General features: G+C 60.8%; 12 protein-coding genes. 8 read left to right on the top strand and 4 right to left on the bottom strand.

Annotated elements, in window-relative coordinates; all coding sequences use genetic code 11:
- Positions 1-82: 82 nt before the first annotated feature.
- The 3 genes from J4E00_RS17365 to J4E00_RS17355 all read left to right on the top strand — a co-directional run bounded on the left by J4E00_RS17365 (position 83) and on the right by J4E00_RS17355 (position 2,417).
- Positions 83-877 (top strand): MbnP family protein, encoded by a 795-nt coding sequence (locus J4E00_RS17365; RefSeq protein WP_208176457.1) that lies wholly within the window; start codon positions 83-85, stop codon positions 875-877.
- A gap of 7 nt (positions 878-884) precedes the next feature.
- On the top strand, positions 885-1,943 hold the full coding sequence (locus J4E00_RS17360; RefSeq protein WP_208176456.1) for a cytochrome-c peroxidase: 1,059 nt from the start codon (positions 885-887) through the stop codon (positions 1,941-1,943).
- Positions 1,944-2,066: 123 nt separating this feature from the next.
- Positions 2,067-2,417: a hypothetical protein gene (locus J4E00_RS17355; protein WP_208176455.1), complete on the top strand. Its 351-nt coding sequence runs from the start codon at positions 2,067-2,069 to the stop codon at positions 2,415-2,417.
- Between the two features lie 80 nt (positions 2,418-2,497).
- Here J4E00_RS17355 and J4E00_RS17350 read toward each other — a convergent pair whose 3' ends face one another.
- The 4 genes from J4E00_RS17350 to J4E00_RS17335 all read right to left on the bottom strand — a co-directional run bounded on the left by J4E00_RS17350 (position 2,498) and on the right by J4E00_RS17335 (position 12,877).
- The gene (locus J4E00_RS17350; protein ID WP_208176454.1) at positions 2,498-2,911 is read right to left on the bottom strand and encodes a hypothetical protein; all 414 of its coding nucleotides are present in this window, start codon (positions 2,909-2,911) and stop codon (positions 2,498-2,500) included.
- A gap of 161 nt (positions 2,912-3,072) precedes the next feature.
- Positions 3,073-10,293, bottom strand: coding sequence for an FG-GAP-like repeat-containing protein (locus J4E00_RS17345; RefSeq protein ID WP_208176453.1), 7,221 nt, complete (start codon positions 10,291-10,293; stop codon positions 3,073-3,075).
- Between the two features lie 364 nt (positions 10,294-10,657).
- Positions 10,658-11,848 carry a phosphoglycerate kinase gene (locus J4E00_RS17340; protein WP_208176452.1) on the bottom strand — a complete coding sequence of 397 codons (1,191 nt, stop codon included), beginning with the start codon at positions 11,846-11,848 and terminating at the stop codon, positions 10,658-10,660.
- 174 nt (positions 11,849-12,022) lie between these two features.
- Positions 12,023-12,877 (bottom strand): N-acetylglucosamine kinase, encoded by an 855-nt coding sequence (locus J4E00_RS17335; RefSeq protein ID WP_208176451.1) that lies wholly within the window; start codon positions 12,875-12,877, stop codon positions 12,023-12,025.
- Between the two features lie 200 nt (positions 12,878-13,077).
- On the opposite strand from J4E00_RS17335, the gene J4E00_RS17330 reads away from it, so the two are divergent.
- The 5 genes from J4E00_RS17330 to J4E00_RS17310 all read left to right on the top strand — a co-directional run bounded on the left by J4E00_RS17330 (position 13,078) and on the right by J4E00_RS17310 (position 20,881).
- Positions 13,078-14,097: a N(4)-(beta-N-acetylglucosaminyl)-L-asparaginase gene (locus J4E00_RS17330; protein WP_208176450.1), complete on the top strand. Its 1,020-nt coding sequence runs from the start codon at positions 13,078-13,080 to the stop codon at positions 14,095-14,097.
- A 56-nt stretch (positions 14,098-14,153) separates the two neighbouring features.
- Positions 14,154-14,873 carry a copper homeostasis protein CutC gene (locus J4E00_RS17325; protein WP_208176449.1) on the top strand — a complete coding sequence of 240 codons (720 nt, stop codon included), beginning with the start codon at positions 14,154-14,156 and terminating at the stop codon, positions 14,871-14,873.
- 297 nt (positions 14,874-15,170) lie between these two features.
- Positions 15,171-17,915 carry a D-alanine--D-alanine ligase gene (locus J4E00_RS17320; protein ID WP_208176448.1) on the top strand — a complete coding sequence of 915 codons (2,745 nt, stop codon included), beginning with the start codon at positions 15,171-15,173 and terminating at the stop codon, positions 17,913-17,915.
- A 140-nt stretch (positions 17,916-18,055) separates the two neighbouring features.
- The gene (locus tag J4E00_RS17315) at positions 18,056-18,817 is read left to right on the top strand and encodes a PASTA domain-containing protein (RefSeq protein WP_208176447.1); all 762 of its coding nucleotides are present in this window, start codon (positions 18,056-18,058) and stop codon (positions 18,815-18,817) included.
- Positions 18,818-18,952: 135 nt separating this feature from the next.
- Positions 18,953-20,881: a T9SS type A sorting domain-containing protein gene (locus tag J4E00_RS17310; RefSeq protein ID WP_208176446.1), complete on the top strand. Its 1,929-nt coding sequence runs from the start codon at positions 18,953-18,955 to the stop codon at positions 20,879-20,881.
- Positions 20,882-20,965: the final 84 nt, after the last annotated feature.

The raw sequence follows: 20,965 nt of genomic DNA, 5'->3' as shown, positions 1-20,965 counted from the left end.
CCGTGCGCACGGCGAGCCGGCGTGACCACCGCCCTGGGCCGCCTATATCATTCAATACCCGCTTTTTACCTGTCATTTTCCGATGAAACGTTTTTCTATTCCTGCTTTTGCTTCTTCGCTGGCTTTGGCCGCACTTTTCCTGTCTGGCTGCTCCAAAGAAGATGAAGCAGTGCCCGCCACCACCGGCACGGTTGCCCTCGAATTCGACCAGATGGTGGGCACGGCCCCGCTGGTTCTCAGCACACAGACCTATACGACTACCGGCGGCGACCAATTCAGGGTCAGCACTTTCCGGCAGTACATCTCCAACATCAAGCTGACCCGGGCCGATGGCAGCCAGTATACCCAGCCCGATAGCTACCACCTGCTGGATGCCGCCGTGCCCGAATCGCTTGAAATAACCCTGACCGATGTGCCAACCGGCGACTACACGGGCATTTCCTTTACCATCGGGGTTGATAGCGCACGCAACGTTTCGGGGGCACAAAAAGGAGCTCTAGACCCCAGCAATGGCATGTTCTGGACCTGGAACTCGGGCTACATCTACACCAAGCTGGAAGGCTATTCGCCCCAGGCGCCCAAGCCAGCCGGCGTAGCCGAAGGCGGCCTCACATTCCACGTTGGGGGCTTTAAAACGCCCAGCAATGCCATTCGTACGGTGTCGCCGGCCTTCCCCAGCGGCACCAAGCTGCTGGTGCGCGCCGACCACAGCCCGGAAATCCACCTCAAAGCTGATATCCTGAAGATGTTTGCCGGCACGACCCCGGTCCGGTTCAGCTCGCTGTCGTTCATCATGTCGGCCGGGCCCAATGCCGTGCTGGTGGCCAATAACTACGCCCAGGGCATGTTCACCGTCGACCATATCCACGCCAACTAATTTGGCTATGCAACGCACACTAGCTACCCCGCTGGCCTTTGGGCTGGCAGGGCTGCTGGCGGCCGGCTGCCACTCCACCAATGGCGAGGAGCCACTGCCGGTTGCAACCGTGCCCGGGACCACCGTGCCGGCCAATTTCCCGTCCCCGGTATACGCAGCCAGCACCAACCAGCCCGATGCGGCAACCTTTGCCCTGGGCCGCACTCTGTTCTACGACCCACGCCTGTCGCGCGATGCCTCCGTATCGTGCGGCAGTTGCCACCAGCAGGCCGGGGCCTTTGCCCAGATAGACCACCGCCTGAGCCACGGCGTGGATGACCGCCTGGGCACCCGCAATTCGCCAGCCCTGCAAAACCTGCGCTGGAAGTCGGAGTTTTTCTGGGACGGCGGGCCTAAAAACCTCGAAACGCTGCCCCTGGCTCCGCTCACCAACCCGCTTGAGATGGACGAGACCTTGCCCAATCTCCTGGCCAAGCTCAACGGTGACCCTACTTATCGACAGCGCTTCGCGGCGATATACGGGCCGGGGCCCATCACGTCCTACCAGTTTTTGCGGGCGCTGGCCCAGTTCACGGCCGCACTCACCTCGGCCAACTCGCGCTACGATAAGTACGTGCGTGGCGAAGCCGGTGGGGCACTTACCGGACCTGAGCTGCGCGGCAAGGCATTGTTGGCGCAGAAATGTGCCAGCTGCCACGCCACCGACTTATTCACCGACGAAACCTACCGCAACAACGGTCTTGATGCCTCGTTCCAAGCCGACTCGGGCCGGGCGCACATCACCGGCCGCGCTGCTGACTTGGGCCGCTTCAAGGTGCCGAGCTTGCGCAACATTGCCCGCACCGCCCCCTACATGCACGATGGTCGCTTTGCCACCCTGCCCGAGGTGCTGGCTCACTACGACCACGGCGTGCTGGCATCGGCCACGCTGGACCCCGCGTTGCGCCCAGCCGCCGGGCCGCTAGGCATCCGCCTGACTACCGCTGAGCAAGCCGACCTTATTGCCTTCCTGCACACGCTCACGGATGAGGAGTTTCTCCACGACCCGCGCCTGGCAGAGCAGTAACCGTTCATGCAGTTTGCCGCAAGGCCAATAAAATACGCTTCCTGGCACAAGCTGAGCACTAGAAACCTCGGCCCAACCGACGCGTAGGACAGGCATCCAAGTACCTTTCCACCCCTTTCCGCTATGAGCATTTCCCTAAATTCAGCCGCTGTTACGTTTGCCAAAAAGCTTATTAAAGACGGCAAAATCAAGAACGACGAAGGCCACTGGGGCCAGCACAATCCCGGCTCGAACGAAGAAAACGCCTTCCTCAAAAAGCACGAGATGGAGGAATACGCCAGCTGGCACCTGGGCCTCGACAAAAGCATGGGTGAAGACACCAAGGGCCGCTACAAATTCCCCTATGGCGACTTCAAAACGGTGCACCGCGACGGCCTGATTGCCGCCAAGGAGCGCGCCGCCCAGCAAGGCTACAGCGACATCGAGAAAGCAGCTGACGAGTTGCTAGCACTGCTGGAGAAAGCAGCAGCGTAAGGCCCTTAATTTTTTGCCATTCCATAAAAAAAGCCTTGGCTGCGTATGCGCCAGGGCTTTTTTATATTGAACTATTGGTTCTAATGCAGATGCACATCATCCAAAATCAGCTCGGGGTTGGGCAGATAGCCGGCCGGGAAGTCCTGCACTACGGAATGCTCGTAGTTGGTAGCCCAGGCCGTTTGTGCGGCTTGAGGCACCAGTTGGTAGGTGAATTTGAACTTAACTCCGGGCCGAAAAACGGCGGTATCAGCCAAGCTGAACACCTTTACCTGGGTATAGTCGCGGCCGCCCAAACCCGGCACGCGGAGTGGCGAGGCCAACTGCACAATCCAGCGCACGCGTGGGTTCTGGCCGTCGGCATCGTAGGTGAGGTCGTAGCGCACCACCTGGCCCCGGGCCAAAAAATCGGGGCTGGCATCGGGGCCGATGCTGGCGCGCTGGCAGCTGCCCAACCCAAGGGCCAGCAGTAGTAGTGTAAAAAGCTTATTCACGTAGCAGGCAGGAAAGAGGTGTATGTGCCGATGACCAGACGAAGCCCTGGAAGGTTGCTCCCCATGGACAAACTTTATGCCTCGCTTATTTTCGAGCACATAAAAAGGCCCCGGCTGCACAAGCAGTCGGGGGCCTTTGGAATGGTCCAGGTGAAGATGGCTTAGTCGACCAGTAGCTTTTTCACCACCAGGCCGGCTTCGGTTTGCAGATGCAGCGAGTACACGCCAGCCGCCACATTGGTCAGCGGCAGCACGTGGGTAGCCGGGCCGACGGGCAGCACCTGCTGCACCACCACGCGGCCCAGGGCATCGACCAGCGCCGCATTTACCGGCTTGCGCCCTAAGGCGGCGGGCAGCTCTACAAACACCGTTTTGCTGGCCGGGTTCGGGAACACCGCCACCTGTGCCGCCAGCGCGGCCGAAGCCGCGCCCAATACCTGCTGGCCAAACACCAGCTCAAAACGCGGGGTGGTGCTGGTGGCATTCAGGCTGAAGGAGTAGGCTGGTTGCAGGCTAAGGTCGGTGAGGGTGCCCAGTTGCATGTCGCGCAGGAAGGGCTGCGCGCCTGGCACGAAGTTGCTCAGCTCAGTAGCCGTGAGGGTGTAGGTGCCGGTGGCCGGCACGCGCACGGTGAGCGGCACCGTTACGGGGGCCACCGCAAGGGGCAGGCCGTTAATGGCCAACTCGGTGCCAACGGCCGTAGTCGAAATATTCAGGCCCGTGGAGTTGGGCAGCTTCACAGCATCGTATTGCGTATCAACGCCCGCCGTGGCACCAGCTTCAAAATACACGAATGTTTCGTCGGTGGCGCTAGTGCTGGCACCGCGAATGGTCAGCTGGAGGCGAGAGCGGTTATCAGTAGCCGTGCCGCGCTGGAAGGCCGTTGCATCGGGCGTAGTCAGGCGCTGGCTGTTGTGGAATGTGAGGCTGCCACTGGTCTGGCCAGGGCTCACCCGCGTAAAGAAGCCCTGCGCTACAGGAATAATCGGGTTGCCGCCAACGCCATTCACATAGGCACGGTACTGGCCGTTGTATTGGCTGGTGCTGCTGAACACGTAAATAGCCGCGTCGAGGTTGGGCCGGTCGCCCTGGGCTACCAGGCTGTAGTCGAGCGGGGCCGGATACGGGTTGCCCAGCAGCTGCCAGCCGGCATCAGGTGCTGTGGCTCCCGTGTTGCGGCTGAGCCCAAGGGTGCGGTCCCCGTTGTTGAGTGTGCCGACAAAATCGACCAGCTGCGAGGCCCCGATGTTTACGGTGTAGCCGCGGCCCACCGCCAGGGGGTCACCCAGAGTGGTTGGCGAAAACCAGCCTTTATCGAATGCATTCAAGCTGTTAGCTGCCGAAGCCAGGCGAGCCTGGTCATAGCCAAATACCGTTGGAAATGGCGTTTCGAGCGAGGGAGTAGCCGAGGTGTTGTAGGTCAGATTCACCACCGGGGTGAAGCCGGACGTGGCCAGGTCGGCCACGGTGGTGCTGGCTACTGGTGCACTGTAGTGGCGGTAGCCCAGGCCAGCGTTGAGCGAAGGGTCGATGTAGCGCTGCACGGTAGTTGTGCCGTTCACCACGCCACTGTTGTTCACCACCAGGGCCGTGCCGCTGGCGGCCGACAGCAGGGTGAATGGCTGCCCGCCGGTGGTCAGATTGCCGTCGAGCGTGAGCACGCGCTGTATTGCAGTGGCTCCGCTCAGCGTAGCGCCGGCGGTGCCCACACTCAGATTCCAGAAGCTGGTGAGGCTGCTGCCGCCCACAGTTTGTGCCGCCGCGCCGGTCAGGGCCACGCTGCCACCCGATGCGCTGAAGGTGCCATTGTTCACGAACCCACCTTTCAGGTCGAGGGTGCCGCCGCTTTGGGTCAGGCTGCCGCCGGTGGCCAGCGTCAGGGCTTTGGCAGTGGCAGTACCGGAAGTCAGCACCGGATAGCGCGGGGCACCGGCCGGAATGGTGGCATCAAGCGTAGCCGTGGGCACGCCGCCGGTCCAGTTGGCCGCCGTAAACCAATCGGTGCTCACGCTGCCGTTCCAGACCGCCACTACAGCCGGGGCATTGTAGGTGATGCTGAACTGTGGGGCAGCCGTGTTGCCATTGCCGGCCGCGTCCTGGGCCACATTAGCGGCCACGTTCACCGTCACCAGGCCCGACGCAGTGGGCGTTACGCTGAACGTATACGTCGTGCCGCTGACAGCCGTGAAGCCGCTCAGCGTGCTGTTGGTTACGGTCACGTCGCCGGCCACAAAACCCGTCACAGCCTCCGAGAACGTCACCGTCACCGGAATCGGCGTGGTGCTCGTCGGGCTACCGGCCGTGCTGCTGATGACCACCGTCGGAGCCGTCGTATCAATCGTGAAGGTATTGGTGTTGCTATTGGCGCTCACAGCACTGCCACTGCTCTGGGCCGTGGCGAATACCGTGTGCGAGCCCTGGGCAAGCGCTGAGGGCTGGGTAAAGCTCCAGTTGCCCGCAGCATCAGTTGTCACAGTGCCACTAAGTGGGCTGCTGTCCACGTACACCTTTACGATGCTGCCAGCAGTGGCCGTACCCGTATAAACCGGCTGGCTGTTGCTGAAGGTACTGCCATTGACTGGGGTTATCACTACTGGGGCCGCCGTGGCCGGCTGGGTAACGGTGAAGTTGGTAGCTGAAGTCCCCGTGCCATCGGACGTCGTCACGGTGATGGGTCCGGTGGTCGTGCCTGCTGCAACAGTAGCCGTAATGCTGGTGGCCGAGTTCACGGTGAATGAGCTGGCGGCCGTGCCATTGAAAGCCACCGCCGTAGCTCCGGTAAGGAGTGTCCCGGTGATGGTCACCACGGTGGTGACCGGCCCGCTCGGTGGCGTAAAGCTGATGATGGTGGGGCCGGCCTGGTTCAGACGGACGCTGGCGGTAGTGGTGTTCTGATTGGGGGTCACGAAGTCCAGGTCGCCATCGGCATCCAGGTCACCCAGCGCTACGTTGTAAGGGCCACTGCCCACGGCTATGGTTCGGGTATTCGTGAAAGTACCGGTGCCGTTGTTCAACCACAGCGCCACGTTGTCGTTGGCGTGGCTGCTCACCAGGAAATCCAGGTCGCCGTCGGCATCCACATCGCCTAGGGTTACACCGTAGGGATTAGTGCCCACGACCAGGCTCTGGCTGCTCCCGAAGATGCCGGCGCCGTTGTTCAGGCTCACGCTTACCGTACTGCTTGAGTTATTAGCTGTCAGGAAATCCAGGTCGCCGTCGCCGTCGATGTCGCCCAGTGCTATGTTAATAGGGTCGTTACCCACGGTAATGGTTTGAGAACCGGAAAAGATGCCGGCCCCGTTGTTCACCCGCACGTTGACGGTGGTGCTGGTATAATTGCTGACGACCATGTCCAGGTCGCCGTCGCTATCCACATCGCCTAACGCTACATCGTAGGCGTTAGCACCAGCCGCTACGTTCTGGCTGCCGCTAAAACTACCGGCACCGTTGTTCAGGCGCACGCTCACTGTGCTACTGCCGTAATTGCTCGCTAGCAGGTCCAGGTCACCGTCACCATCCACGTCGCCCAGAGCAGCATGGTAAGGCGAGGAACCCACCCCTACTTCCTGGCTACTGGAGAAAGTGCCCGTGCCATTATTCAAGCGCACACTCACTGTATTACTAGAGACGTTGGGGGTGAGCAAATCCAGGTCACCATCGTCATCAATGTCCCCCAATACAACCTCGGCAGGGCTAGTGCCCACGGCTACCGTCTGGCTGCCGCTGAAACTACCGGCACCATTGTTCAGGCGCACGCTCACCGTGCCACCGCCGAAATTGCTCGCCAGCAGGTCCAGGCTGCCATCACCATTCACATCTCCTACTATCACACCAGCGGAAGCATTCCCTATGCCGGGGTCGGAGCCGGGTTGAAAGTTGCCCCGGCCAGTACCGCCTACGGCTGCCATAAACTGCGCTACCTGCGGAGTGGCCAGGCTGCCCCCGCCACTGGTAGCAGCCGTCGTGATGGTGCTGGACACCAGTTCCCCAGCCCGAAAATCGGTAGTCGGGTTCAATGTCAGGGTGCTGCCGCTGACGGTGGCTGTGCCGCCGCCCACGCGGTTCAGCTGTCCGCCCCGCTGGGCCGAGTACACTTTCAGCGCCCCTTGCGTAGCGGCGTTGTTGGTTAGGTTCTGGTTGAAGGTAATGGCTACGTTACTGGTCTGTGGAGCACTTTTCTCGTTGCGTGTCGGGCTCAGCGCCGTAATTGTCAGCGCCGAAGAGGCGTTGTAGGTGATGCTGAATTGGGTGGCAGCAGTGTTGCCGTTGCCGGCCACGTCCTGGGCCACATTGGCCGCCACGTTCACCGTCACCAAACCAGAGCCGACAGGCGTTACATTGAAAGTATAAGTAGTGCCATTGACGGCCGTGAAGCCGCTGATGGTCCCATTGATTACGGCCACATCGCCGGAAATAAAGCCCGTCACGGCTTCCGAGAACGTCACCGTCACCGGAATGGGCGAGGTGCTCGTGGGGCTGCTAGCCGTGCTGCTGATGACCACCGTCGGAGCCGTCGTATCCACGATGAAGTTATTGGAATTGCTGAACAAGCTCACGCCCTGGCCGCTGAGCTGCGCCGTAGCCCGCACCGAGTGTGGGCCCAACGTCAGCGCGGTAAACTGGCCGAGGCTCCAGGTACCACCCACAGCCGTGACCATGCCAATGCTAGCGCCATCCACATACACCGTCACGGTGCTGCCTGCAGGAGCCGTGCCGCTGTAGGTGGGGGTAGTGGTGTTGAGGCTACTACCGTCGGTCGGCGTGTTTACCACTGGGGCGGCAGTCACCGTCAGGCTAAAATTGATGCTGAACGGCGCGGCGGCGGTGTTGCCGGTACCAGCCCCATCTTGGGCTACGTTGGCGGGCACATTTACCGTTACCGGTCCGATAGCCAACGGGGTTATGTTAAAGGTGTAGGTAGTGCCACTGCCACTGAAGCCGCTGATGTTCCCATTGGTCACGGCTACATCGCCGGCCACGAAGCCCGTCACGCTGCCCGAGAACGTCACCGTCACCGGAATCGGCACGGTGCTGGTGGGGTTGCTGGCCGTGCTTGTGATAGCTACCGTCGGGGCCGCAGCGGTGGTAAAGCCCACCGTGGCCGGGCTGGCAGTGAGGCCGCCTGCGCAGTTGCTCACAATGTTGACCGTGTAAGCCGTGCCGGCCGTCAGTCCCATCAGGCTTACTGGCGAGGCACTGATGATTTGCGTGGTGCTGGCCGGTGTGGTGGTCACGGTGTAGCCGGTGGCCGTGCCGCTGGCCGCAAAGCTCACCGAAGCCGAGCTGCTCGTAATGCTACCCGCTACCAGATTGGTGGGGGCATCGCAGATAGCCGCGGGCGTGATGGTGAAGTTGGCATTTGAAATATCGAAGAAGTAATTGCCGGCCGCTTCCACCATCACGCGGGCCGTGCTGGTGCTGATGTTGGGCACCGTTATCGGGGCCGAGCCGTCGTTGGCCGTGCCGCTGAGCAGCGTGGTGGGATAGGTCAGTCCGCCATCAGTAGAGAGCAGCACGTTGACGGTGGCACAGTTCACGCCGTTGGCGCTGGTGCCTGCCACGTTCCAGGTCACGGTCTGCGTCGAGCCCCCGGCCCAGGTCAGGGCTATGTTCGGGCTGGTCACCAGGAAAGGACCAGCCGCGTTGGTCACGCTCAGCGTTACGTTGCTGCTGTAGTTGACGCCGCCCACCACGCCGGCCGCGCCGTTGTGCTGGTCGCGGGCCGTGCAGCGAAAGGTGAGCGTGCGCGTCACCGTCGGCAGGCGCTCCGCGCTGGTGCTGGTATTGCTGATGATAGCGGGGAGGCGGGGAAAGTAACGCGTGGGCGAGGCCACGGGCAGGAAGGAGCGGAACAGCGGCACGTTGTTGTTGGCCACCTGTGCAGCCGTCAGGGCAACGGAGGAGCCCAGGTCCATTTCTTCCCAGCTGTACGTCAGGGCATCCCCATTGGCATCGGTGGCGCTGGCCGTGAGGCGGAAGGGCGTGCCGATGGGCACAACCCTGGCCGCTGGGACGCCCACGGTTGGGGCAGTATTGCCGGTAGCGGTGGAGGTACCGCAGGCGGTAGTGGCAATAAACGTCGCCATTTCCTGAAACGAGCCCGAGTGGAAGTACGCATCGGAGTTGTTCTGCAGGTCATCGGGGCTGCAAATCCCGGCATAGGCCATAATGGTGCTACCCGAGCCCGGCTCGTAGGCCGTGCTGGTGTTGACGTTGCCGGCGCAGAATCCATTAGGACTGTTGAAGGTGTGGTTGCCGCCGAACTGATGCCCCATTTCGTGGGCCACGTAGTCAATGTCGAAGGCATCACCCACGGGGCTGCTGGTCCCGGTTTCGCCGCGGGCTTTGTTGTTGGTGTTGCATACCACGCCTAACCCCGCATACCCCCCCCCGGCCGTGCTGAACACATGCCCGATGTCAAAGCCGGCCGTGCCGATGACGTTCGTAACATTGGTCTGGTTCTCGCCGAGCAGCGCGCTTGGGTCGTTATTGGTGTACGGGTCGGTACTGGGGTTGGTGTAGATGAGGCTGCTATTGCCGGCTATCAACTGCAGGCGCACGGCCAGCTCTTTCTCATACACGCCCACCACGCGGTTGACGGTCGTCACAATGGCCGCCTGGGCCAGGGCCACCGTGCCACCCTGAAACTGGGTGTACTCGCCAGTGGCCGCCACCGCCAGCCGGAAGGTGCGCAGCGTGGTTCCAGTAGCAATTAGGGTACGTTGCAGGGGCCCCTGACTGTTAGCAGCGGCCCGCGCCTGGCTCGCGGCCACATCGGCGGCCGAGGGGCGGAACTGGCAAACAGGCACGGCCCCGGCCGCGGCGCGGTTCATGTCGCGGCGGTAGAAGCTCACGCAGTGCAGCGGGTCAAGGCGGGTGGTAGGGTCGATGTAGACGGTGCCGCTGGCAGCCGATAAAATCTGGGCGTGAAAGCCCTGAGGCGTCAAATCCAGCTGCACAGTGGCGGTGGGGTCGTCGAGGCCCACCCCGCGGTAGGTCCGGATTTGCGGAAACTGCGCCGCCAATGCCGGGGCCATCACGGCTGTTTCCACCACGGCAAAGCGCCCGGTGCTGCCATCGGGCAACGGCAGCGCCAGCCGCAGCGGCGCTGCGCCGGCCTGGTTTTCAGATGGGGCACTGGTTAGGGCCACCCGCAAGCCTGCCGCATCCAACGACAGCGGACGGACGTGCAGCAGAGCCGGTGCCCCCGCCGACCGTGCCGCTACGCGCTGGGCTTCGGCATCGTCGCGAAAAAAGAGGGGCGCGGCTTGTTGTGCCTGCGCCCCCAAGGTATTCAGCAGAAAAAAGAGCAGGCCATAAGCCCACCGATGTCGCCGCGTGGGCGAATTAGACTGATGAAAAGAAGAGTCAATGTGCTTCATAGAAATGAGCCGCTTGGTAAGATTTTAAATCAAGCATCAAATATATTACCTATTCACAATGAAGCTGTTCAGCCTCACCCATATCGTTCAACCCACTATTTAAATTTGGGCCTACCCGTTCCCATCCCGGAGAGGCGTCACACTTATATATAATATATTGATTTACATAAATATAAACCCATCACAACTCCTCAGTCGCACCAAGATTTGGGGCCGCACCCCTAGGGTTTTTATTATTTTCCACACTGATTTACTACCGATTGACCACCCTTCCAAAGTAAAAAATGTGCAAGTGTTATGAATAAAAAAGGTGCGGGATAAACCCCGCACCTTTTTGCGTAATCAAGAAGAATAAGTGCTGCGCTTAGCCCAGCGCCGTCACGCCGGGCAGTTCCTTGCCTTCCATATACTCCAGCAGCGCGCCACCGCCGGTCGATATGTAGCTCACCTGGTCGCCAAAGCCGAGCTGCTGCACCGCGGCGGCCGAGTCGCCGCCGCCAATGAGCGAGTAAGCACCAGCCGCTGTGGCTTCGGCGATGGCCTGGGCCACGTATTCGGTGCCGAGCGAGAAATTGCTCATCTCGAACACGCCCATCGGGCCGTTCCAGAGGATGGTTTTGCTGTTGCGAATGACTTCGGCAAACTGCTCGCGGCTGTCGGGGCCGAGGTCAAGGCCCATCCAGCCGTCGGGGATGCTCAGGTTAGAGGCCACATCGGTATTGGCGTCGTTGGCGAACTTATCGGCAATGATTGAGTCGCCGGGTAGCATCAGGTTGACGCCCTTGTCCTTGGCCTTCTGAATGAGCTGACGGGCCAGGTCCACCTTGTCGGCTTCCAGGAGCGAGCTGCCCACATGGCCATTCTCGGCCACGGCAAATGTGTAAGCCATGCCACCGCCAATAAGCAGGTTATCAACCTTATCGAGCAGCTTTTCGATGATGAGAATCTTGTCCGAAATCTTGGCCCCGCCCATGATGGCGGTGAAGGGCCGCTCGGCCTGCTCCAACACTTTTTTGGCGTTGTCGATTTCGGATTGCAGCAGGTAGCCGCCCACGCGGTCCTGCGGGGCAAAGGAGTTGGCCATCACAGCCGTGGAGGCGTGGGCGCGGTGAGCCGTGCCAAAGGCGTCGTTCACATACACGTCGCCCAGCTTGGCCAGTTTGGCGGCAAAGGCCGGGTCGCCGGCTTCTTCCTCCTTGTAGAAACGCACATTGTCGAGCAGCAGCACCTCGCCGGGTTGCAGGGCGGCGGCTTTCTGCGCCGCTTCCTCGCCCAGCACGTCGCCGCCGAACTGCACCTCGCGGCCATACTCCTGCGAGAGGCGCGCTACCAGGGCCTGCAGCGAGTATTTCTGCTCGTAGCCGCCTTTGGGCCGGCCCAGGTGCGAGAGCAACACCACGGAACCGCCATCATTCAGGATTTTCATCACCGAGCGTGTGGCCATGCGAATGCGTGTATCGTCGGTGATGTGCAGGTCCTTATCGAGCGGCACGTTGAAATCGACGCGCATCACGGCGTGCTTGCCAGCGAAATTGTAGGTATCGAGGGTGTTCATGAGGGGAAGTGAAACGTTGGAAGTATGCGGTTATTAAGAGGTACAAAAGTGCAGTTGTTTCGCAGATTTCTCTGCTTTACTGTCGGGAGTTGCCCGAAGTTGGGCAGAGAGTAGCGCGGACGCTGTAGTCCGCGTCCCTGCGCCACCTGAACGGTTATCGTTCCGGGACGCGGACTACAGCGTCCGCGCTACTTCGTGGTAGCGCACCAGCGTATCAATTGGAGCTTCCAAAATCTGGCCCACGGCCATGCCATGGCCGGCCGCCGCCGCCGCCAGCGCCTCCCGAAAATGGTAGCCCACCGAGCCCACGCAGTTGAAGGTGTAGCGCTGGTAGTCGGGGTACTGCGTCACAATTTGCTCGAAAAATGCTTTGAAAGCCTGCGCCACCACGCCCTGGCAATACGGCTCGGCGTAATGCTTGCCCGCAAACCGGGCAAAGCTGGCTAGGAAGCGGTTGGGCATCGGCTGGTTGTAGAGTCGGTCGAGCACCTCGCTCACTTCGCCCAGCTGATAAGTGGCTTTGAAATCCTCGGCCAGGCCCGCAGGTAGCCGGCCGCGCAAGTAGTCGCGCAGCAGCAGCCGGCCAATGCTGGTGCCCGAGCCTTCGTCGCCCAGCGAGTAGCCCAGCGACTCCACTACCTGCGTAATGCGCTGGCCATCATACAAACAGGAATTGGTACCCGTGCCCAGGATGGCGGCAAAACCGGCCTCACGTCCCAGCAGCGCCCGGGCCGCCGCCAGCAAATCCTCATCCACCGTTACCTGCGGGGTCTGCGGAAACACCTGCCGCAAGGCCCCGGCTACTATTTCCGCCTTGGCCGCTGAGAGGACGCCGGAGCCGTAATAGTGAATGGCCGAAATGGCTGCCTCCCGCACGGCAGCGGGCACGCTACGGGCCAGCGAGGCGGCAATGGCGGGCGTATCCCAGAAATAGGGGTTGTAGCCTTCGGTGCTGAAATGGACGGGGGCGGGTCCGCCCAGCAGGCACCAGCTGCACTTGGTCGAGCCGCCGTCGGCGATGAGTATCATAGAAGGCGAAAGTACGGGGAGTTGGCGCGTAGCACTATCTTTCGGCGATAGTCGATGCCTGTTTGAGCCATTCCCGAACGTCATGCCGCGCATAGCAAAGCGCCTTTACTGCTTAGTTGGGCAACTGAGGTAGTGGCAGCGGGCAAGATGCTTCGCGACGCGCGGCATGACGTTCGGTTACTCACTTTTTCTCCCAATCCATGTCATCTCGCCGGAAATTTCTACACACTTCCGCCGCCGGCCTGGCCGGGCTGGCCGCCGCGCCCCTTGCTGCCGTAGCCCTGCCCGCTGCCCCAAAGGCCAACAAACCCATTGTCATTTCGACCTGGGATGCGGGCGTGAACGCCAACAAAGGCGCCTGGAAAATCCTGGGCGCCGGGGGCTATGCCCTTGATGCCGTGGAGGCCGGCGTGATGGTAACCGAGTCGGAACAGGGCTGCTGCGTGGGCCTGGGCGGCCACCCCGACCGCGACGGCATTGTGACGCTCGATGCCTGCATCATGGACGAGAAATTTAACTGCGGCGGCGTGGCGGCGCTGGAGCGCATCAAGCACCCCATCAGCGTGGCGCGGCGCGTGATGGAGCGCACCCCGCACGTGCTCATCGTGGGTGAGGGCGCGCAGCAGTTTGCCTTGGCCCAGGGGTTCCCGCTCGAACCGCAGAAGCTGAGCGCCGACGCAACGGCGGCCTATAAGGAGTGGCTCAAAACCAGTCAGTACAAGCCCATTGTCAACATCGAAAATTCCGGTCGGCAGCGGCCTACTGGCCCCGTGGGCGACCGCCAGAACCACGATACCATTGCCATGCTGGCCCTCGATGCGCAGGGCCGTCTCAGTGGCAGCTGTACCACCAGTGGCATGCGCTTCAAGATGCACGGCCGGGTGGGCGACTCGCCCCTCATCGGCTCCGGCCTGTTTGTGGACCCGGCCGTGGGGGCCGCCGCTGCTACTGGCCAGGGCGAGGATGTGGTGCGTATAGCCGGGGCCCATACTGTGGTGGAGCTTATGCGCCAGGGCCGCACCCCGCAGCAGGCTTGTAAGGAAGCTATTGAGCGTATTGCTGCTATCAAGGGTGCGAAAGCCAAGGATATTCAGGTGGCCTTCATCGCACTTGATAAAAACGGTCAGACGGGCTCCTATGCCCTGCAAACGGGCTTCAACTACACCGTGAGCACCACCGATACCCCGCGCCTGATTGACGGCGAGTTTCTGCTGAAATAGGTAATTGTCTGTCTTCCACCTGTCATCCTGAGGGCAGCTAAGAACGAAACAACCCCATGACCCGGACGTTGGAAATCTGCGCTGCTTCCCTCCCTTCCGCCTTGGCGGCGCAGGCGGGCGGTGCCCACCGCATCGAGCTGTGTCAGAACCTGGAACAGGGCGGCATCACGCCTTCCTATGGGCTGATTCAGGAAGCACTGGCGCAGCTGAGCATCTCGGTATTCGTCCTGATTCGGCCCCGGCCGGGCGGCTTTGCTTACAACGCCGACGAGCTAGCCATCATGCGGGCCGATGTTGTTATTTGCCGCGAGTTAGGCTGTGCAGGCGTGGTGCTGGGCGCGCTAACTCCAGCAGGCCGCGTCGACGTGGCCGCCTGCCGCTCCCTCATAGCCGCTGCCGGACCGATGGAAATCACCTTTCACCGTGCCTTCGATTCCTGCGCCGACCAGGCCCAGGCACTGGAAGATATAATTGCGCTGGGCTGCCAGCGCGTGCTTACCTCCGGGGGGCAGGCCACGGCCGAGACAGGGCAAGACCAACTGGCAGCGTTGGTGACGCAGGCCGCCGGGCGCATCAGAATTATGCCGGGCGCGGGCGTTTCGGTAGCCAATATCCAAGCACTGGCCAATCACACCGGCGCCCGGGAGTTTCATACCAGCGCCAAGCGAGTGGTGCAGGCCAATCCAGCCGATGGTCTGTTTCAGACGGAACGCTTTGAAACCGATGCCGCTTTGGTAGCCGAGCTGGTGGAACTGCTACACGGCCTGGGGAAATAGTGTAGAGAAGCGAAAGTGGTGTCTCCACACCGCTTCGGTCTTAATTCGAGGTCTATACCTCTGCATCACGAGGCAGACCGTTTTGCTTTACCTTTTTCGCACTTCTTAGAAAAGTAAAGCAAAACGAACGCCTCCATTTGCTTTACCTTTTTTGAATAGGTCAGAATCGTAAAGCAAAATCTGTTCAGTTGGTAGTTCGTACTCGGTAGGGCTGGACAATTTGCGGCTTTGAATAGTTGATGGTGCGGTGGCCCGGACTACAAGTCCGCGCTACGGGTTCTTACCTTTGCTGTACTTATGAAAATCGGTATTTTTTTCGGGGGCACTTCGCGCGAGCGGGAAATTTCTTTCGCCGGCGGCCGCACCGTGTTTGATAATCTGGACAAGGCGCTGTTTCAGCCTGTGCCCATCTTCGTGGACAGCCTGGGGCAGTTCATTCTGCTCGACTGGCAGTTTATCTACAAAGGCACCATTCGGGACTTCTACCCGCCCGTGAGCTCGCAGCCGCCGTCGTTGCACCACTTGCAGGTATATATCGAAAGCCTGGGCGAGCTCAGCCACGACGAAAAGTTCGAGGCCATTGCCAAAGTAGGCCGTAAGATTGACGCCGAGCAACTGCCGCTGCTCATGGACTTTGCCTTTCTGGCCCTGCACGGGCCGGGCGGCGAGGACGGCGCCATTCAGGGCATGTTGGAGTGGCTGGGCATTCCGTATTCGGGCTCGGGCATTTTGCCGTCGGCATTTGGCATTGACAAAGTCGCGCAGAAAAACCTGCTGAAGGCCACTGGCCAGCCCACGCCGGATTTCCGGGTTCTGACGGCGGAAGCCTGGGATTACGCAGCAGTTGGGGCCGGCTACTTAAAATCACTGGTGAAACAGCTGGGCTTGCCACTGGTGATAAAAGCGCCGCATCAGGGCAGTAGCCTGGGCATTAGCATTCTGAAAACCGAAGACCCAGCCGCTTTCGAAGCGGCGGTGCAAAAGGCATTGTTTCGGCGAAAGGTGGCCCGGGCTGAATGGACGAGCCTTACCCAGGCGGCCCAAGTGGCCTGGGTGCGCCAGCTGGCTGATATTCGGGAGGGGATTGGCCTGCCGGTGGTAGCCGTTACCGGCAAGGCTGGTCATGGCGCCTATTTTTCCATTGCCGACATTCAGCAAACCACCATCTACCACCCGGAAAGCCTGCTGAACTTCTTGAACCTAAGCTTTGAAGAAGGGGCCGATACCGTGAGCTTGGAAAGCACGTCGGGCGAAACCCAGGTTCTGATTGAAAGCTTTGTGGCCGGCCGGGAGTTTAGCTGCATTGTTATCGAAAACCAGCACGGCGACCCGCTGGCTCTGCCGCCCACCGAGATTGTGAAGGGCGAGGAGATGTTCGACTACCGCTCGAAGTACCTGCCCGGCCTGGCCCGCAAAGTCACGCCCATCGACTTGCCCGAGGACAAGATTCAGGAAATCCGCAAAGCGTGCGAAAAGATGTTCCGCACCTTCGGCTTCCAGGTTTATGCCCGCCTCGATGGCTTTTACACCCCCGATGGCCAGATTTTCCTGAACGACCCGAACACCACATCAGGGATGTTGCCGGCTTCGTTCTTCTTCCATCAGGCAGCCGAAATTGGCCTCAATCCCAGCCAGTTTCTGACCTACCTCATTCGGACCTCGCTGGCGGCGCGCCAACGCGGCGGCCTGAAGCCGGTGCAGCTAAAGCGGCAAATGCAGCTGCTGGATGAGGCCGTGGAGGCCCGCCAGAGCGAAGCCACCGAGCGCATTCGCGTGGCCGTGATAATGGGCGGCTACTCATCAGAACGCCACATTTCGGTGGAAAGCGGGCGCAATATTTACGAGAAGCTCAGCTCCTCGGCCAAGTACGCGCCGGTGCCGGTGTTCCTCACCGGTTCGGCCCAGGAGCACAAGCTGTACGTGCTGCCCGTGAATGTGATGCTGAAGGACAACGCCGACGACATCCGCGAGAAAATTGAGCATGCCGAGGCCGGCGAGGCCCCCCACCCCATCCTGGAGCGCATCCGGCGCGAGGCAGGCACCATCACCAGCACCTACGCGGGCCAGGCCCTGGCCCAGCCGCGCCGCATTTCGTTTGAAGAGCTGGCCCAACTGGCTGATGAGGTATTCATTGCCCTGCACGGCCGGCCCGGCGAAGACGGGGCCCTGCAAGTGGAGCTGGAAAAGCTTGGCTTGCCCTACAACGGCTCGGGCGTGGCCAGCAGCAGCATTACCATCAATAAGTTCGAAACCAACAAGCGCCTGCGCGAGGCTGGCCTGCTGGTAGCCGAACACCGCATGGCCAACAAGCTGGAGTGGCAGGCCGACGCCGAAAGCTTCTACCGCTCACTCGAAACCCAGTTCCCCTACCCTTTCATTGCCAAGCCCGCCGACGACGGCTGCTCTTCGGCGGTGAAGAAAATCAAGAACCGGGCGGAGCTGGAAGCCTTCTGCCAGCTTATTTTCCGCTCCGAGGAAGACCTCCTGCCCGCCCCGGCTGAGGTGCTGCACCTAGGTTTCAAGGAGGAGTTTCCGCAGAAGGATGCTTTCCTGGTCGAAACCCTCATCAGCCGCGACGGTGCCGCCCATTTTTTGGAAGTGACCGGCGGCCTGCTGACTTCTTACGACGAAGACGGCCTGCTCGACATCGAAGTATTTGAAGCCAGCGAGGCCTTGGCCACCGGCGAGGTGCTGAGCCTGGAAGAGAAATTCCTGGCCGGCGAAGGCCAGAACATCACCCCCGCCCGCTACGACGTGGACCCCGTGGAACGCCAGCGCATCAGCAACGAGGTGAAGGCCGTGCTGCGCCGCGTGGCCGAAGTGCTCGACATTCAGGGCTATGCCCGGATTGACGCCTTTGTGCGGGTGCGCCAGGAGGGCGAGGTGGAGGTGCTCATCATCGAAGTAAACTCGCTGCCCGGCATGACGCCGGCCACCTGTATCTTTCACCAAACGGCGCTGGCCGGTTACACGCCATACGAGTTTATCGACCGGATTCTGGAGTTCGGCAAGGCGCGGACGGCTAAAATGGTGACACAATAGACCATCGTGATTGAACGCTATGCAGAGCGGAGCGAAGCATCTTTACCGCCACAGTAACTGATTACTTGTGCAGTAAAGATGCTTCGCTCCGCTCTGCATGACGTTCTTTGGATTCCTAATACAGTACCAACGTTACCCAAATGGCTTTTCTGACTTCCAATACCCCGCTCGACGTTGTGAAGCACCTCGTGCTCATTGCCGTAGCGGGCCTGCTGCTCGTGCTGGGCTTTTTCTACGTGTACCTGCCCGTGAGCACCCACCACGGCGAAACCATTACGGTGCCCAAAGTGACGGGCATGAACGTGGCCGACCTGGAGAAATACCTCGACGAGCGCAACCTCAACTACTTTGTGGATGACTCCAGCTACAGCCCCAACATTCGGCCCTTCACGGTGCTGGTGCAGGACCCCGCCCCGGGCGAAAAGGTGAAGGAAGGCCGCAAAATCTACCTGCAGGTGAGCATGAAAAACCCGCCGGTGATTAAAATGCCCACCCTCACCGGGGGCTCGTCGAAGAATGCCATGCTCATCCTGAAAAGCTATGACCTCGTGGTGGGCCAGATTCAGTTGGTACCCGACCTGGCTTCCGGCGCGGTGCTCAAGCAGTTGGTGAACGGCAAGGAAATAGCGCCCGGTGCGCCTATTGCCAAAGGCACCAAGGTCGACCTGGTGGTGGGCGACGGCCAGGGCAACCAAACCTTCGCCGTGCCCAACCTCATCAACATGCCCGAGGACGAGGCCGTGACCCTGCTTGTAGGCCAGGGCCTGGTAAAAGGTGAAGTGTTTGAGCAGCCCGCCGAAGAAGGTCAGGCGGCGGGCACCGTAGTACGCCAGCGCCCCGTAGCTGGCCCCGATGCTACCATTCGCATGGGCCAGCTCGTAGATATCTGGGTGGCTAAATAGGTAGCTGTTCGTTGCGAGTTGTCCACTGCTAGTCTGAATAGGCTGACAACAGACGACTCGCAACGAGCAATGAACGCCACGCGGCGCACTATTTCCCCTGCTGCCATCGTTAGGATGGCTTAATCCCTTTCCGATATGATGACACGATTCCGCACGTATTGCCGTTGGGTACTGCCGACACTGCTATTTGCTGGCCCGGTGGCGGCCCAGCAGGCCTTGCCCATCATTCCGCTGACCTCCGACCCCGCCCGCGCTGCTTATGTGCCCACCATGGCCCAGCAGGCGCAACAGCGGGGCACGGCGCTTTCGCTGCCCTTCTTCGACGATTTTACCTCTCCGCTTGAAGGGGCACCCAGCATCTTGCGCTGGCAAGCCAAAGGGGGCGCACTGGTATCAAACCGCTTTGCCCTGGCACCTCTCACCCGGGGCGCGGCCACGCTCGATGGCCTCACGGCCAAAGGCCTGACCTATAGCGGCGGCGCAGTCACCAGCCCCAATGCTACCCTCGACTCGCTAATCTCGCAGCCCATCAACCTGGCGGGCCTCACGCCGGCCAGTAATGTGGTGCTGAGCTTCGCCTGGCAGGCCGGCAGCGTTGTTGGCCTGCCAAATAATAACTCATTACAGACGCCGGTTCGCCTGGAGCTGTTTGTCAAGACGAATACCAGCGGTACCATTGGCTGGGAATCCAAATGGTCGGTTGTCAGCAGGGGGCGCACGACTCCCTTTCGCCAGCAAACCATTGCCCTCGACCAAACCAAATACCTGCACGGCGACTTTCAGTTTATGCTGGTCGCCACGGGCAATACCACCGTCAACAGCGATACCTGGAGCGTGGACTACGTGCTGCTCAACCAAGGCCGTACCCTCACCGATACCGTCTTTGTAGATGCCGCTACCGGGGCCGGGCTGGTGGGCGGCAACCCTTCGGGTGGCCTACGCAGCCCCCTGCGCCGGTTTTCATCCATGCCAGTGTGGCAGTATAATGCCGCCACCACCAGCGAGCTCAACCCCGCAATGGGCGTAAACGTGACCAATTTGGACACTGGCCCGCCGCTGTCCGTCACTACCACTGGTAAGGTGCGCGAGCTGCCAAGCGGTGCGCCTATCGGCACCTGGCTTCAGGATGTAAACACCATTCCTACCAACACTCGTCAGAGCGCCCGGACCGGTGATGCGAGCGCGGCCCCACTGCCTACGACAGCCACAGCGAAGCGCTTTCGCTACAGCATGTATATTGCTTCCAGAGAACCAGCTACTTCGCCCACCATTGCCAACGATACTATCTCCCGCGACCTGGAGCTGAGCAACTATTACGCTTACGACGATGGCACTGCGGAAAGCGCCACTCAACTCTTTCCCTATACCACTGGGCAACAGTCAGCCTTGGCGTACCGCTTCGACCTCAACCAGCCCGACTATGTGCGGGGACTGCGCCTGTATCCGGTGTTCACAAGCGACCTAGCGGCCCGTCCCATTACCGTCAGCATCTGGGACGACAACGCTGGGGTGCCTGCACTGAATGCGCGCGCCACCAAAACCTACACCATCCAATATCCCTACCCCACCGGGTGGGACTACTATCAGGTTGATTTTGACCAGCCGGTACGTGTAACCGGCTCCTTCTACGTAGGTTTTTCGCAGCCTTCCACCGGTCGATACCTTCAGTATGCTACTGACCTGAACAGCACCTATCCAGCTCAGCATTTTTTCCGCCGCGACAATACGGGTGCCTGGACCGAGCTTATACCGACCACAACCAGTGCCGTTGTCTTGATGCGCCCCGTGATGACGAACAGCAACCCCACCGCCACTGCATCGGCCCAGGAAGCGGCCGCTTATAGCCTCTACCCTAACCCCGCGCACAATGCAGTGACCATTTCCGGGCCGGCGTTTGCCCGCGCCGCTGTGCTCGACGCACTGGGTCGCAACGTATGGGAACAGCCCACTGCCCAAGCTGGTAAGTTCGAATTGGCTTTGCCCACGCTCCCGGCTGGTGTATACACGGTGCGCCTGACGCTGCACGACGGCCACACCGTAAGCCGCCGCCTGTTGCTGGAATAAGGATATAATTGCTCATAAAAAAGGCTTGCCAGGTATCTGGCAAGCCTTTTTTGTTTTAGCGTTGGAGTCCGGCTGGCATTCTGA

It is taken from the genome of Hymenobacter negativus (assembly GCF_017571495.1).
Lineage (GTDB): Bacteria > Bacteroidota > Bacteroidia > Cytophagales > Hymenobacteraceae > Hymenobacter > Hymenobacter negativus.
This window is presented reverse-complemented; position numbering and strand designations above follow the sequence as displayed.

Excerpts from the sequence above, each read along its gene's own strand:
- J4E00_RS17365 (WP_208176457.1), top strand. The coding sequence starts at position 83 with ATGAAACGTTTTTCTATTCCTGCTTTTGCTTCTTCGCTGGCTTTGGCC.
- J4E00_RS17360 (WP_208176456.1), top strand. The coding sequence starts at position 885 with ATGCAACGCACACTAGCTACCCCGCTGGCCTTTGGGCTGGCAGGGCTG.
- J4E00_RS17355 (WP_208176455.1), top strand. The coding sequence starts at position 2,067 with ATGAGCATTTCCCTAAATTCAGCCGCTGTTACGTTTGCCAAAAAGCTT.
- J4E00_RS17345 (WP_208176453.1), bottom strand. The coding sequence starts at position 10,293 with ATGAAGCACATTGACTCTTCTTTTCATCAGTCTAATTCGCCCACGCGG.
- J4E00_RS17340 (WP_208176452.1), bottom strand. The coding sequence starts at position 11,848 with ATGAACACCCTCGATACCTACAATTTCGCTGGCAAGCACGCCGTGATG.
- J4E00_RS17335 (WP_208176451.1), bottom strand. The coding sequence starts at position 12,877 with ATGATACTCATCGCCGACGGCGGCTCGACCAAGTGCAGCTGGTGCCTG.
- J4E00_RS17330 (WP_208176450.1), top strand. The coding sequence starts at position 13,078 with ATGTCATCTCGCCGGAAATTTCTACACACTTCCGCCGCCGGCCTGGCC.
- J4E00_RS17325 (WP_208176449.1), top strand. The coding sequence starts at position 14,154 with ATGACCCGGACGTTGGAAATCTGCGCTGCTTCCCTCCCTTCCGCCTTG.
- J4E00_RS17320 (WP_208176448.1), top strand. The coding sequence starts at position 15,171 with ATGAAAATCGGTATTTTTTTCGGGGGCACTTCGCGCGAGCGGGAAATT.
- J4E00_RS17315 (WP_208176447.1), top strand. The coding sequence starts at position 18,056 with ATGGCTTTTCTGACTTCCAATACCCCGCTCGACGTTGTGAAGCACCTC.
- J4E00_RS17310 (WP_208176446.1), top strand. The coding sequence starts at position 18,953 with ATGATGACACGATTCCGCACGTATTGCCGTTGGGTACTGCCGACACTG.